Source organism: Idiomarina xiamenensis 10-D-4 (assembly GCF_000299895.1).
Lineage (GTDB): Bacteria > Pseudomonadota > Gammaproteobacteria > Enterobacterales > Alteromonadaceae > Idiomarina > Idiomarina xiamenensis.
The window spans coordinates 167,547-180,712 of record NZ_AMRG01000003.1; the positions used below are offsets into that span (position 1 = coordinate 167,547).

Here is a 13,166-nt window from a genome sequence, read left to right on the forward strand (position 1 = left end):
ATCAGCCTATGCCGATCAAGCGACCACTAAAATTATCGGAGTCAGCCGATAAGCCGGGTTCTGTCGAGGACAATCATTCGTCTAATCCGTTTATCGCTAAACGGCTTTAGCAGTCTACCCGGACTCAACGCGGGCCGCGCCAATGAGTCCCTATTTGACCTTGCTCCGGGTGGAGTTTACCGTGCCACGAACTGTTGCCAGCCGCGCGGTGCGCTCTTACCGCACCCTTTCACCCTTACCTGTATCGGCGTAGCCGACCATCGGCGGTTTGCTCTCTGTTGCACTAGTCGTCGATTCACATCGCCCAGACGTTATCTGGCACCCTGCCCTATGGAGCCCGGACTTTCCTCCCCCTATCAACGCAAAGCGAGATAAGCAGCGATTGTCTGGCTGACTCCGGCGGCTATTGTACGTTGCTTTGCCGACTTAACTCAATCGTTAATCGTCAAACCAAACTGATAAACGTCATTCTTACGCACACCATGAATATCGGCCACCACTGCCGCGGCACGCTTTAACGGCAACTCGGCTAACAATCGTTGCAGCAATTGTTGCGCTTCTGGCGGTAAACTATCGTGTGCCTTTGCTGGTGTCGCGCCAGCAAGCATCAACACCATCTCGCCACGCTGTTGATTGCTGTCGGCTTGCACTTGCTCGGCAACACTGCTCAAACTGCCGCTTAAAAAGGTTTCAAATTGCTTGGTAAGTTCGCGTGCTAAGACGCACTGGCGGTCGCCGCCAAAACATTCAATAAAATCAGTTAAGCTCGCCAAAATACGATGCGGTGACTCGTAAAACACCAAGGTTCGAGGTTCATCGACTAAGGCGTTTAACTGCTTACGCCGCTGCTGCGGCTTGGCCGCCACGAACCCCTCAAAACAAAAGCGGTCGGTGGCTAAGCCAGCACCACTGAGGGCAGTAGTCACCGCACAAGGACCGGGTAACGGCACCACCTTGACGCCCATAGCTCGACACTGACTAACAATAAAGTAGCCGGGGTCGCTGATCAGTGGCGTACCGGCGTCGCTCACCAACGCCAAGTTGTCGCCTTGCTGCAAGCGCGCAATTAAGCCCTGTGCTTGCTGTCGCTCATTGTGGTCGTGCAGCGCAAAGACTTGCGCCTGAATACCATAATGGTTGAGTAATTGCCGTGTATGGCGAGTATCTTCGGCGGCGATGGCCGCCACGCTTTGCAAAGTGGCAAGCGCGCGTTCGCTAATGTCGGCTAAATTACCGATGGGCGTGGGAACCAGATAGAGTGTTCCAGCGTCAGACATGTCATTACCTGTTTGTTTCAGATCGGTGTGGCGTTTATAGTATGCCTATTGCGCGACCATGCGGGAAGACGATTGTGTTAAAGACGCTTATTTTATTGACCATGGCAGGCTTATTAACGGCTTGCGCTAGCTCGGTGCCCAGCCCACGCCAGCAACACGATGCCAGCAGTGACTTGCCGGTATTGCCCGAAGCACGCCGTAACTCGGCGGCCGACTGGCTAGCCGAAGCGCGCCAAGCAAGCGATGCTAAGCAACAACAGCATGCGCTGCTATTAGCCGCATCACGTTGGCAAAGCGAGCAGCAGTGGCAGCGCGCAGCGGCCATTATTTCGCAACTTAACAGCGCCGATCTGGCAGCCGAAGACTGGCGTCAATACCGTTTATTACAAGCACAATTTGCCCTGCAGCAGCAACAGTGGGCACAGGTAATTGAACGCTTGCAGGGCATTACCGGACAATTTACCGACCGCGCTGAACGCGCTCATGTGCTTGGTTTACTGGCGCTCGCCCATCAACAACAAGGGGATTATGTCGAAGCGGCGAAGTTTCGTATTGAACAGCAACGTTATGTCAGTGACGAGCAACAAGCCCAGCAAACCGAATGGGTATGGCAAGCGTTAAGTGAAATCCCTAGCTCGCAACTGGGTCAGCTTAAATTACCTAGTGATCAATATAGCGCCGGTTGGCTGCGCCTGATTGAGCGCTTACATCAGGCTTTAGATAAGGGTGAAGATATTGATGCCGCAATTAATGAATGGCAGAAAAGTTATCCCCGTCATCCGGCTAATGAGGTACTTAAAGCACAATTTGGCGATTGGTTAACCGCACCTTTGCAACAACGTCTGGTCGCGGTTGTATTGCCGTTAAGTGGTCGCTTTGAACAGCAAGGTTTAGCCATACGTGATGGTATTTTAGCCGCCTTAACCAAACAACCCGACATCGAGGCGCGCTTTTTCGACAGTAATCAGCTTGCGCCCACCGTGGTCATCGAAAAACTGCAAGGTTTAGCGCCTGATTACGTCATCGGTCCGTTATTAAAAGACCAAGTTGAGCAATATCGCCCCTTGAGCCGCTGGCCGCAACTCTACTTGAACGAAAAGAGCAGCTTGACCAGCGCTGAGGCGAACCCCGATGTGCCGCAGCAATACCAACATTTCTTTGCTTTAGATCCCGAAAGCGAAGTGCGTCAGGCTGCCGAGCTGATCTATCAGCGTGGGCAACGTGCACCACTGGTATTCGCCGCCGATAACGCGAGAGGGCAACGTCTTGCTGAACAGTTTAGCCAACATTGGGCATTAGTTTCTGCCCAGCAACAGGCGCTTGATGTCGGCTTTTACCGATCTACCGACGATATGAAAAATGTGGTGCAAGAGCAATTGGGTGTTAACGCCAGCAACGAACGTATTCGCTACGTTAAAATTGCCGCCGGTAAAGTCATTGTCGACGACGTGCCGCGTAGTCGACAAGATATCGATGCCATTTACTTAACCGGCTCGGTGGAACAAACCCGACTACTGAAACCCTTTATAGACGTCACCGTCTCACCCTTTGCCGAGCGTATTCCGGTTTACGCTAATTCGGCAAGCCACATGCAAAATAGCAGCATCAGCGAGAACGACTTAGACCAAGTGATGTTTAGCGATGCGCCTTGGTTGATGCCCGATAACAAACAACAAGCGCTATTGACTGAATTACTGCAACTACGCAACGGCTGGGGCTTTAATAATGCGCGCTTTGCCGCAATGGGCTATGATGCCGCGCAGTTGATTGACCGCTTAGCGGTCATGGATGCCTTACCGGGTTATCAATATCAGGGGTTATCAGGTGCCTTGTCGGTACGCTTAGGGCAAGTGCAGCGGCAACTACAATGGGCTAAATTTGAACAACACAGTATCAAACCACTGGTTGTTCAAAGTGCGCAGACACGATCACGGTAAAGCCGCCGAGCGTCGCGCTTGCGAATTTTTGCAAGCGCGTGAGATTCGAATTATTCAACGTAATTACCGAATCGCCGGTGCTGAAATCGACATTATTGCTAACGACACTCAGCAGCGCTGGCTATTTATTGAAGTTAAATATCGACAACATCAACAGTTTGCGCACGTATTAGCGCAAGTCAGCGTCGCTCAGTGCCAACGTATCCGGCACGCTGCACGCTGCTATTTATTCCAACGGCAACTGCCAGAACATTGCTGCCGTATTAGATTTGACCTGATCGTGATGACTCAACAAGGCACGGTCGATTGGCTACAGGATGCATTTTAGGCGTTTATGCAAGAACAGATAAAAGCAATTTTTACCGAAAGTATTCAGACTCAAATATCCGCCGTTGACAGCCTGCAGGAGACCGTCGATGCGGCCGCACAATTGCTGGTTAACAGCCTGCTGAATGGTCATCATATTTTGTGCTGTGGTGAGGCTGGCGGCGAGCTGGTAGCACGTCAGTTTAGTGCGCTGATGATGGACGGCTTCAGTTTCGAGCGACCACCTTTTCCGGTACTGATGCTGAATCGTCATAACAGCCACGACAATAGCGGCAGCGCGTTTGCTAAGCAGGTAGCAGCACTCGGTAAGCCCGGTGACGTACTACTTGCCATTTCTTCACGCGCCGATTCTAACCATATCGTGCGCGCCATGGAGGCAGCACTGTCGCGACAAATGGTGATCATCGCCATAACTGGTGAGAACGACAACGCCTTAGCAGGGTTATTGGGTGCTAATGATATCGAAATTCGCATACCGTCAAAAAACCCGGCGCGTATTGCTGAGAATCAGTTGTTAATTGCCCATAGTCTTTGTCAGTTAACCGAACATCAGATTTTTCCGCAGGAGCATGACAACTCATGAAAACCTTAACAAAAACCTTAGTAAAGCCAGTATTACTTAGCCTTGCAGTGGCTGGCACAATACTATTGCAAGGCTGTGCGGTAGCGGTGATTGGCGCCACGGCTGTCGGCGTATCGGCAGCTTCCGATCCGCGCAGCGTTGGCACGCAAATCGATGACCAAACCATCGAATTACGAGTATCACGTGCGTTAGCTGACGAAAAGCAGTTAGTGAATACACACATCAATGCCATTAGCTATAATAACAGCGTGTTACTCGTCGGCCAGGTGCCGGCAGAGCATTTACGTGGCGTCGCTGAGCGCACCGTGAGTAACGTTGACGGTGTGCAACGAGTGTATAATCAACTCCGTGTCGGTCAAAACAGTTCGCTGACTACGCGCTCGCATGACTCTTGGATAACCAGTAAAGTGAAAGTCAATTTGGTGGCTGAGAAAGATTTTGATGGCTCTAAAATCAAGGTGGTGACCGAGAACGGTGAAGTGTTCTTACTCGGTTTAGTCACCGCAGCGGAAGCCGAAAAGGCGATCGACATTGCGCGTAATATTAACGGTGTATCGCGTGTGGTTAATGCTTTAGAAATCAAGCGCTAAGACCAACTTGCCGCGACTATGGCTGCGGCCAATAATGACCCGCAGCCAGAGCTAACAGATCGAGCAATTATTTAATCACTTTCAAGCTGGGTCGCGACTTAGTCTGTGCGTTATTGCCCTGCGTTGGCGGCTGCTCGCTATCGGCCTTATCACCGTCAACCGACTGCAATGTTGGCTTAGCCGGTGTAGGCGCTTCCGCTTCGCTGTCCAAATCTAACTCGGTCGCCTCATCATATTGAGCCTCTGGCTCGAATATCGCACCAGCGCCGTTCTCACGCGCATATAACGCCATTGCTGCGGCCATTGGTACTTGCACTTTCATCGGCTGCCCAGAAAAGCGCGCGTTAAAAGAAATTTCATCGTCGCCCAACGCCAAACCACCGACCGCGCTAGGGTTTATGTTTAATACGATTTGTCCTTCGTTGACAAAGTCACGCGGCACAACCACTCCAGGAATGGTCGCGTCGACCACCAAATGAGGGGTCAATTGGTTATCCAATAACCATTGATAAATCGCACGTAATAAATAAGGGCGTTTGGGTGTCATCGTCGTACTCATGTCAATCAGCAAAAGAAATGGCGCTTAGCGCGCCATGTCTCGTTCTACATCGGTTAGCGATTGCTGGAATGCATCGCGTTCGAATAAGCGTAGCATGTAGCTCTTAATTTCTTTCGCTCCGCTACCTTGTAGGTCAATACCGTAGGCCGGTAAACGCCACAACAACGGCGCTAAGTAACAATCGACTAAGCTAAACTCTTCGCTCATAAAGTAAGGCGCATCGGCAAATACTGGTGCTAAGGCCAGTAAACCCTCTTTCAGTTCCTGACGCGCTTGTTCAGCACCACTACCACCCTCGGTAATACGCTGCGCCAAGCTGTACCAATCACGTTCAATACGATACATCATTAAACGGCTGGTGCCGCGCGCTACCGGATACACAGGCATTAATGGCGGATGCGGAAAACGCTCATCCAAGTATTCCATGATGATATGGCCGTTATAAAGCACCAACTCACGGTCGACTAAGGTCGGCATGGTTTCCGGATAGGGATTGAGTTGCATCAAATCTTCCGGTTTGTTGTCGCTATCGACATAATTAATTTCTACGCCGACGCCTTTTTCAGCCAAAACGATACGTACCTGATGACTGGCTAAGTCGTCCTTGCCTGCGTACAAGGTCATAACAGAACGTTTATTTGCAGCAACGGCCATTTATTTCTCCAGAAATATCAAATAGCAAAGGGGCAGATGCGGATCTGCCCCTGAATCAGTCACGTATTAAGTTATCCTCAATACGTTACTTAACGTCTTTCCAGAACTCTTTCTTCAGGAACCACGCTAACAGTGTAAACACTAATAAGAAACCGAATACGAACCAGCCAATGCGGGTACGCTCTAGTTTCATCGGTTCGCCGGTGTATACCAAGAAGTTGGTCAAATCGAGTACCGCCTGATCATATTCACCAGCGCTTAATGCACCCGTGCCATCAGATTTTAGACCAACGTAAACGTCTTTCATCTCACCGTCGATCATACGCTCTTCGTGAGTACGTTCAGGTAATCCCTGCAGTTCTTGCAACACGTGCGGCATGCCTACATTTGGGAAAACTACGTTGTTTACGCCAAACGGACGGCTATCGTCGCGATAGAACGAACGTAGATAGGTATATATCCAATCTTTGCCGCGTACACGCGAGACCATCGTTAAATCGGGAGGCGGATTACCAAACCACGATGCCGCTTTTTCGGCTGGCATGTTATTGGTAATCAAATCACCCGCTTTATCGCCGGTGAACTGCAAGTTTTCTTGTCCCAGTTCTAACGGCACGCCGATGTCTTCAAAAGTACTGTTATAGCGCTGGTACTGCATCTGGTGACAACCCAGACAATAGTTCATAAACAGTTGCGCACCGCGCTGTAACGACGCTTTATCGGTCAAGTCAATGTTTGCTTTGTCCAGATGTACCGAAGGACCTGCAGCAAACACAAGGGTCGGTAACAAGGTTACCAGAGCGACAAGTAATTTTTTCATTATGATGTCAACCTTTCTGGCAGCGGCTTAGTCTTCTCTCGCTTACTGTAGAACCACAGCAAGATAAAGAAGCCAAAGTACAAGAGTGTAAAGATCTGCGCGATACGTGTTGCTGTTGGCGTTGCCGGTTGCGTACCCAAGTAACCCAAGACGATGAAGCTGATAGCAAATACCGTCAGGTTAACTTTGTGCAGCGCGCTACGGAAACGTACTGAGCGAACTTTACAGCGATCCAGCCAAGGTAGTAGCGCTAGCATGACAATGGCGGCGAACATCAAAATAACCCCGAATAGCTTATCCGGTACCGCTCGCAAAATGGCGTAGAACGGTGTGAAATACCACACTGGCGCAATGTGCTCAGGGGTTTTCAACGGGTTAGCCGGTTCAAAGTTTGGTGGCTCTAAGAAGAAACCGCCCATCTCTGGATTGAAGAAAATGACGTAGCAGAAAGCAAACAAGAAGATGCCGATAGCCACTAAATCTTTCACGATGTAGTACGGATAGAAAGGAATCGCATCGACGATATCGTACTTCTTGGTGAAGCGTTCGTGGAACTTAAACTTCGGTTTCTCAGCGTCGTCCACGGTACCCTTTTTCTTCTTCACTTCGATGCCGTCAGGGTTATTCGAACCGACTTCATGCAAGGCGATAATATGTAGGAATACCAAAATCACCAACACCAATGGCAGCGCGATAACGTGTAGCGCGAAGAAGCGGTTCAAGGTAGCGCCGGAAATCACGTAATCACCGCGAATCCATAGCGTTAAATCGTCGCCAACGAACGGAATAGCGCCGAACAACGAAATAATAACCTGTGCCCCCCAGTACGACATTTGCCCCCAAGGTAATAAATACCCCATGAAAGCTTCGGCCATCAGCACTAGGAAGATCAGCATACCGAAGATCCACAACAGTTCACGCGGCTTTTGGTATGAACCGTACATCATGCCTCGGAACATGTGCAGGTAGACCACCACGAAAAAGGCCGAGGCACCGGTTGAGTGCATGTAGCGTAGCAACCAACCGTACTCGATATCACGCATGATATATTCGACTGAGGCGAAAGCACCCTCTGAGCTGGGTACATAGTTCATGGTCAGCCAAACACCAGTGAGGATTTGGTTAACTAAGACCAACATTGCCAGTACGCCAAATACGTACCAGAAGTTAAAGTTTTTTGGAGCTGGATACTGCGCTAAGTGAATATTCCAAGTTTTGGTCATTGGAATACGCGCATCCATCCATTCGACAAATCGCTTAAACATTAGGCTTGCCCCTTATCCTCGCCGACTAAGATAGTGTTGTCATCCACGTAATAGTGAGGTGGCACCACCAAGTTCAACGGCGCAGGAACGCCCTCGAACACTCGACCAGCGATATCATATGTTGAACCATGGCAAGGACAGAAGAAACCTGCCTGTACGCCATTCACATGGTCACCCATTTCTTCCGGTAAATACTGCGGAGAACAACCTAAGTGTGTACAAATCCCCACCGCAACGAAAATTTCTTTTTTGATTGAACGATATTCGTTAGTGGCATATTCGGGTTGTTGGGGTTCTTCTGATTTGGGGTCACGCAGGCGGTCATCATGTTCCGGCAGGGCTTCTAACATTTCCGGGCTACGACGTACCACCCAGACCGGTTGGCCACGCCATTCAACACGAATGATACCGCCGTCTTCCAGTTTACTCAGCCCAGTCACTTCAACCGGGGCACCCGCGTTTTTCGCGCGTAAACTAGGGTTCCATGACGCAATGAAAGGAACGGCGACGCCAACCGCTCCCGCACCACCGACTACCGAAGTAGCAACGGTCAGAAACCGACGGCGGCCTTTATCTACAGGCGCATTGCTCATCCACTCAATCTCCAGTTTGGACGCCTTGTACAACGTGCGTACAAGGTCAGGATATTAGCTGCTGCAAACACCAGCTTACGGCTGGTGATAAAATTCTCACAGATGATAAAGAAAAGCCTTAGTTTTTACAAGGACGAAAGCCCAATGATAAGCACACTAATCGCCTATTATCGGCGTTTTATCACGATTTGCAGGCATAAAAAAACCCACGCCGAAGCGTGGGTTTGGATTAACGTTGGGCTGATCGAGCTGTGGTTTTCGTAAAACCCGTACAGAACGATTAACGTTTTGAGAACTGTGGACGCTTACGTGCTTTATGCAGACCGATTTTCTTACGCTCAACTTGACGCGCGTCACGAGTGACGTAGCCAGCTTTGCGTAAATCGCTGCGTAAAGTTTCGTCGTACTGCATTAAGGCACGGGTAATACCGTGACGAACAGCACCAGCCTGACCACTGATACCACCACCGCTAACGGTGATGTGCATGTCGAATTTATCCAACATTTCTACCAGTTCTAACGGCTGACGCACGACCATGCGTGCAGTTTCGCGACCGAAATATTCTTCTAAGGTGCGGTTGTTGATCGAAACAGCGCCTTTACCTGGGCGTAAAAATACGCGCGCAGTTGAGCTTTTGCGACGACCAGTACCGTAGTATTGATTATCTGCCATAGTTGTCATGCTCCGAGTTAAATATCCAGTTGTTTAGGCTGTTGAGCAACATGGTTGTGCTCAGCACCTGCGTACACTTTCAGCTTACGGAACATGGCACGACCTAACGGACCACGAGGCAGCATACCTTTAACCGCTTTCTGAATTACCATTTCCGGCTTCTTAGCAATTAACTTTTCAAAGTTAATTTCTTTGATTCCGCCTGGGAACCCAGTGTGCGAATAGTACATTTTGTCCTGAGTTTTGCGGCCAGTTACAGCCACTTTCTCGGCATTAACGATGACGATGTAATCGCCAGTGTCAACGTGAGGTGTATACTCAGGCTTATGCTTACCGCGCAGGCGGCGAGCAACTTCAGTAGCCAGACGACCTAAAGTTTTACCTTCAGCGTCAATGACGTACCAGTCACGTTTTACGCTTTCTGGTTTTGCTACAAAGGTTTTCATGTTTAATAGACCTACTAGTAAAAGTTCACGGACAGTAATTCCGGGCTTCCCCGCGAATCACAACAACAATTGCCTGAAAAATCAGTCAATTACTTGCTGCAACCGTTGCATTAACCAGAGTTAACACAACGGACTGTAACGTGGGCTGCGCGGATTATAGGAAAATCGTGCTCAAAGATCACGCACTTTTTCAAATTTTATGGCAGGTGAGGCTGCGCTAAATACTCGTGACTTTGCATTTCTTTCAAGCGGCTGACACAACGTCGAAACTCAAAGCTCAACTGACCCTCACCGTAGAGTTGCTCTAGCGGCACAGCAGCAGACATCACCAATTTGACTTTACGTTCGTAAAATTCATCCACCAAGGCGATAAAACGACGTGCAGTATCGTCGTTGTGAGCGCCCATCGAGACTACATCACTGATTAGCACCGCCGAGTAGAGACGCGCAATTTCCATGTAATCAAGTTGGCTACGGGGACCGCCGCAAATCGCTTGAAAAGTGAAAAAGATGACATCGTCGGCCAAACAGCGAACGGCTATTTTGCGGCCCGCTATTTTAATGTCACCGTTTTCACATTGCGATTGATGGTCGGGCGCCAGTTTAAAAAACGCTTCGAACAGCTGCTGGTCGGCTTTCTCATTGGCTGGGGTGTGATAAATCGCCGCCTGTGTCAGGGTGCGTAAGCGATAATCCACGCCGCTATCGACGTTAACCACATCACAGTGCTGCTTTATCAACGCAATCGCTGGTAAAAAACGCGCCCGCTGTAAGCCATTTTTATATAAATCATCAGGCACGATATTGGACGTTGCCACGAGTACCACACCGCGAGCGAACAACTGCTGCATAAGCGTTCCAAGTATCATGGCATCGGTAATATCTTGCACAAAAAACTCGTCGAAACAGATGATCTCAGCTTCAGCCGCTATGCGTTCGGCAACGATGACTAATGGATCAGACTTGTTGGCTAACGTTTTCAACTCTTCATGCACGCGATGCATAAATCGGTGAAAGTGGATACGCCACTTGCGCTCAATCGGTAGCGCCTCGTAAAAAGTATCCACTAGATAGGTTTTACCGCGCCCAACACCACCCCAAAAATAAAGACCTTGAGGGGTTTTCGGGCGTTGTTTAAACCAGCGCTGCCAAGCGGGACGTTGGTGCCATTGATGACGCGCTAGCAACTGGTCGTACAAGCGTTGCAAATGCGCCACAGCTTCTGCCTGAGCCGCGTCTTTATGGAAATCACCACGTGCTAAATCGGCATGGTATTTCTGCATTGGTGTCTTTACGACGTTCGACACTACCAATTCACCCTGTTTCTGCATTATCCTATGGGGGTGCCTATATTAACACGAAGCGATAACAGCGCACAGAATGTTATCCGCTTGCGCAAGGAGAGAATATGAGTTGGATTGTCGGATCGTTATTAGTGGTTGCCGGCATGGTACTGGGCTTCTTTTTGGCTCGCTACTGGTTGCAAAATCACTCGGACAGCTCGCGTCTTAATGACGAGGTTACGCAAAGTAAAGAGCAGTTGGCACAATATCAACGCGAAGTGGCAGAGCACTTTGCTACCGCTAATGCGTTGGTAAAACAGTTGGCTGATACTCAGGCTAAATTGCAAAGCTATTTAAATCATAGTGCCGATATCCTGCAGCGGAGTGATGACGATAAGCCATTGCCATTCTTTTCGGAGGATACTATTCGGCAACTGCGCGTCGCCAATACCGTTAACCGCGATAGCCGCAGCGATAAGCATGATGCGGGTGAGCATGCCCCACGTGATTACGCCGGTTCTGCTAGTGGGTTGCTGAAAGGCGAACAAAAGCGTAAGTAATATCTTGAAACATTTCACTGCCGAACTTATGTAAAGATTTCAGGGTCTGTTGCATTGAGCCATTAACAGGCCCGTATCGATTAACGAGTAGGAGTTCGATGCAGCATGAAGAAATTAACTGCTTTAGTGACTGCCGTGGCGTTATCCGCCACGCTCTCAACCCTGCCAGCACAGGCTGGTATTCCGTTTTTTCAAAGCGATAGCGACGAAACCCCGACCCTAGCGCCAATGCTAGAACAGGTGACGCCTGCTGTGGTTAATATTTCAGTGAAGGGCAAGCGCGAAGTACGCCAGCGCCTACCCGACGCTTTACGCTTCTTCTTTGGCCCTAATGCCCCCCGAGAGCAAGTACAAGAACGACCGTTCCAAGGCTTAGGCTCGGGCGTTATCATCAATGCCAAAGAGGGTTACGTGATCACCAATAATCACGTCATTGACGGAGCTAATGAAATCGTCGTCACCCTCAAAGACGGCCGCCAATTTGACGCCAGCGTGATCGGTAGCGACGAACAAAGCGATATCGCCCTGCTGAAGGTCAAGGATGGTAAAAACCTTACCGAGATCAAATTAGGCAGTTCCTCAGACCTACGCGTTGGTGACTTTGTGGTCGCCATCGGTAATCCCTTCGGGCTGGGTCAAACCGTCACTTCAGGTATCGTCAGTGCTTTAGGTCGTAGTGGCCTGGGTATTGAAGAATTAGAAAACTTTATCCAAACCGACGCTGCGATTAACAGCGGTAACTCCGGTGGCGCGCTAGTCACGCTGGACGGTAAGCTGATTGGTATCAATACCGCGATACTAGGCCCCAATGGCGGCAACATCGGTATCGGCTTCGCGATCCCTTCCGATATGATGAATAACCTAGTGTCGCAGCTGCTGGAGTTTGGCGAGGTACGCCGCGGTGTATTGGGCGTGCGTGGTCAAAGCTTGACGCACGACATCGCTAAAGCGTTAAACATCGACGTCACGCAAGGGGTATTTATCAACGAGGTGGTAGAAGAGAGTGCCGCAGAACAAGCCGGCCTGAAATCCGGTGATGTGATCACCGCGGTGGATGGTAAGCCAGTGCTATCGATCACCGAGTTGAGTGCGCGCGTTGGTACCCTAGGCGCAGGCAAGGAAGTCGACCTAAGCGTGTTACGTGACGGCGACAAAATGGATATCAATGTGGTGCTAGGTAATGCTGAATCAGCAGTCGCGGCAGCCGGCTTGCATCCGGCCTTAGAAGGCGCCACCTTAGCGCCTAGCGAAGACGGCAGCGGTATCGCCATTACCGAGATCGCGCCCGACTCACCGGCGGCGGCTGCCCCGGCTTACGTAAGAGTGACGTTATCATTGGTGTTAATCGCCAGCGCGTAACCAGTGTCAGTCAATTACGTGAGATCATGGATAGCAGCAGCGATGTCATCGCTTTGAATATCCGTCGCGGTAATTCAACGCTATACTTGGTGCTACGTAATCGTTCGTAGTCACTAGCGACAATGGCGATCACGCCAGATGCTATTGCGGACGCTGTTAAATCAGCCAGCGTCCGCTTTTTAATCGCCTTGCTACCCGCTCATTTTAGTTTTGCGGTTTATGGTTCTTTTGGTTAGCACA

At 50.0% G+C, this 13,166-nt stretch carries 14 protein-coding genes, 1 other RNA gene and 1 pseudogene; 6 read left to right on the plus strand and 10 right to left on the minus strand.

The window, feature by feature from the left end; genetic code table 11:
* Nucleotides 1-33: 33 nt before the first annotated feature.
* Nucleotides 34-398: RNase P RNA component class A (rnpB, locus tag A10D4_RS13570), an RNA gene on the minus strand.
* Nucleotides 399-431: 33 nt separating this feature from the next.
* Nucleotides 432-1,277 carry a 16S rRNA (cytidine(1402)-2'-O)-methyltransferase gene (gene rsmI, locus A10D4_RS03305; RefSeq protein ID WP_008487727.1) on the minus strand — a complete coding sequence of 282 codons (846 nt, stop codon included), beginning with the start codon at nt 1,275-1,277 and terminating at the stop codon, nt 432-434.
* Nucleotides 1,278-1,351: 74 nt separating this feature from the next.
* On the opposite strand from rsmI, the gene A10D4_RS03310 reads away from it, so the two are divergent.
* The 4 genes from A10D4_RS03310 to dolP are packed head-to-tail and all read left to right on the plus strand — an operon-like array spanning nt 1,352 to nt 4,714.
* Nucleotides 1,352-3,214, plus strand: a complete 1,863-nt coding sequence (locus A10D4_RS03310; RefSeq protein ID WP_008487728.1) for a penicillin-binding protein activator — start codon at nt 1,352-1,354, stop codon at nt 3,212-3,214.
* Nucleotides 3,192-3,542, plus strand: coding sequence for a YraN family protein (locus tag A10D4_RS03315; RefSeq protein ID WP_008487729.1), 351 nt, complete (start codon nt 3,192-3,194; stop codon nt 3,540-3,542). Before A10D4_RS03310 ends, A10D4_RS03315 begins: the two co-directional genes overlap by 23 nt.
* Before the next feature lie 6 nt (nt 3,543-3,548).
* Nucleotides 3,549-4,124 (plus strand): SIS domain-containing protein, encoded by a 576-nt coding sequence (locus tag A10D4_RS03320; protein ID WP_008487730.1) that lies wholly within the window; start codon nt 3,549-3,551, stop codon nt 4,122-4,124.
* Complete coding sequence (dolP, locus tag A10D4_RS03325) at nt 4,121-4,714, plus strand: division/outer membrane stress-associated lipid-binding lipoprotein (protein WP_008487731.1); 594 nt, start codon at nt 4,121-4,123, stop codon at nt 4,712-4,714. The genes A10D4_RS03320 and dolP overlap by 4 nt, the downstream gene beginning before the upstream one ends.
* A gap of 67 nt (nt 4,715-4,781) precedes the next feature.
* On the opposite strand, the gene sspB is transcribed toward dolP, so the two are convergent.
* The 8 genes from sspB to zapE form a co-directional block, all read right to left on the minus strand.
* A complete protein-coding gene (gene sspB, locus A10D4_RS03330) occupies nt 4,782-5,261 on the minus strand; it encodes a ClpXP protease specificity-enhancing factor (RefSeq protein WP_008487732.1) in 480 nt (159 codons plus the stop codon).
* A gap of 36 nt (nt 5,262-5,297) precedes the next feature.
* Entirely contained in the window at nt 5,298-5,927 is a 630-nt protein-coding gene (gene sspA, locus A10D4_RS03335; RefSeq protein ID WP_008487733.1) for a stringent starvation protein SspA, read from the minus strand.
* An 85-nt stretch (nt 5,928-6,012) separates the two neighbouring features.
* Nucleotides 6,013-6,747 (minus strand): cytochrome c1, encoded by a 735-nt coding sequence (locus A10D4_RS03340; RefSeq protein ID WP_008487735.1) that lies wholly within the window; start codon nt 6,745-6,747, stop codon nt 6,013-6,015.
* The gene (locus A10D4_RS03345) at nt 6,747-8,012 is read right to left on the minus strand and encodes a cytochrome b (protein WP_008487737.1); all 1,266 of its coding nucleotides are present in this window, start codon (nt 8,010-8,012) and stop codon (nt 6,747-6,749) included. Before A10D4_RS03345 ends, A10D4_RS03340 begins: the two co-directional genes overlap by 1 nt.
* Nucleotides 8,012-8,605, minus strand: coding sequence for a ubiquinol-cytochrome c reductase iron-sulfur subunit (petA, locus tag A10D4_RS03350; RefSeq protein ID WP_008487738.1), 594 nt, complete (start codon nt 8,603-8,605; stop codon nt 8,012-8,014). Before petA ends, A10D4_RS03345 begins: the two co-directional genes overlap by 1 nt.
* 280 nt (nt 8,606-8,885) lie before the next feature.
* The gene (gene rpsI / locus A10D4_RS03355) at nt 8,886-9,278 is read right to left on the minus strand and encodes a 30S ribosomal protein S9 (protein ID WP_008487739.1); all 393 of its coding nucleotides are present in this window, start codon (nt 9,276-9,278) and stop codon (nt 8,886-8,888) included.
* A gap of 17 nt (nt 9,279-9,295) precedes the next feature.
* On the minus strand, nt 9,296-9,724 hold the full coding sequence (rplM, locus tag A10D4_RS03360) for a 50S ribosomal protein L13 (RefSeq protein WP_008487740.1): 429 nt from the start codon (nt 9,722-9,724) through the stop codon (nt 9,296-9,298).
* 197 nt (nt 9,725-9,921) lie between these two features.
* Nucleotides 9,922-11,007, minus strand: a complete 1,086-nt coding sequence (gene zapE, locus A10D4_RS03365; protein WP_040502412.1) for a cell division protein ZapE — start codon at nt 11,005-11,007, stop codon at nt 9,922-9,924.
* A 125-nt stretch (nt 11,008-11,132) separates the two neighbouring features.
* On the opposite strand from zapE, the gene A10D4_RS03370 reads away from it, so the two are divergent.
* Together A10D4_RS03370 and A10D4_RS03375 are read left to right on the plus strand one after the other, a co-directional pair.
* Entirely contained in the window at nt 11,133-11,567 is a 435-nt protein-coding gene (locus A10D4_RS03370) for a Z-ring associated ZapG family protein (RefSeq protein WP_008487742.1), read from the plus strand.
* 105 nt (nt 11,568-11,672) lie between these two features.
* Nucleotides 11,673-13,036, plus strand: a pseudogene (locus A10D4_RS03375) (DegQ family serine endoprotease).
* Nucleotides 13,037-13,166: the final 130 nt, after the last annotated feature.

Excerpts from the sequence above, each read along its gene's own strand:
- rsmI (WP_008487727.1), bottom strand. The coding sequence starts at position 1,277 with ATGTCTGACGCTGGAACACTCTATCTGGTTCCCACGCCCATCGGTAAT.
- A10D4_RS03320 (WP_008487730.1), top strand. The coding sequence starts at position 3,549 with ATGCAAGAACAGATAAAAGCAATTTTTACCGAAAGTATTCAGACTCAA.
- dolP (WP_008487731.1), top strand. The coding sequence starts at position 4,121 with ATGAAAACCTTAACAAAAACCTTAGTAAAGCCAGTATTACTTAGCCTT.
- sspB (WP_008487732.1), bottom strand. The coding sequence starts at position 5,261 with ATGACACCCAAACGCCCTTATTTATTACGTGCGATTTATCAATGGTTA.
- sspA (WP_008487733.1), bottom strand. The coding sequence starts at position 5,927 with ATGGCCGTTGCTGCAAATAAACGTTCTGTTATGACCTTGTACGCAGGC.
- A10D4_RS03340 (WP_008487735.1), bottom strand. The coding sequence starts at position 6,747 with ATGAAAAAATTACTTGTCGCTCTGGTAACCTTGTTACCGACCCTTGTG.
- A10D4_RS03345 (WP_008487737.1), bottom strand. The coding sequence starts at position 8,012 with ATGTTTAAGCGATTTGTCGAATGGATGGATGCGCGTATTCCAATGACC.
- petA (WP_008487738.1), bottom strand. The coding sequence starts at position 8,605 with ATGAGCAATGCGCCTGTAGATAAAGGCCGCCGTCGGTTTCTGACCGTT.
- rpsI (WP_008487739.1), bottom strand. The coding sequence starts at position 9,278 with ATGGCAGATAATCAATACTACGGTACTGGTCGTCGCAAAAGCTCAACT.
- rplM (WP_008487740.1), bottom strand. The coding sequence starts at position 9,724 with ATGAAAACCTTTGTAGCAAAACCAGAAAGCGTAAAACGTGACTGGTAC.
- zapE (WP_040502412.1), bottom strand. The coding sequence starts at position 11,007 with ATGCAGAAATACCATGCCGATTTAGCACGTGGTGATTTCCATAAAGAC.
- A10D4_RS03370 (WP_008487742.1), top strand. The coding sequence starts at position 11,133 with ATGAGTTGGATTGTCGGATCGTTATTAGTGGTTGCCGGCATGGTACTG.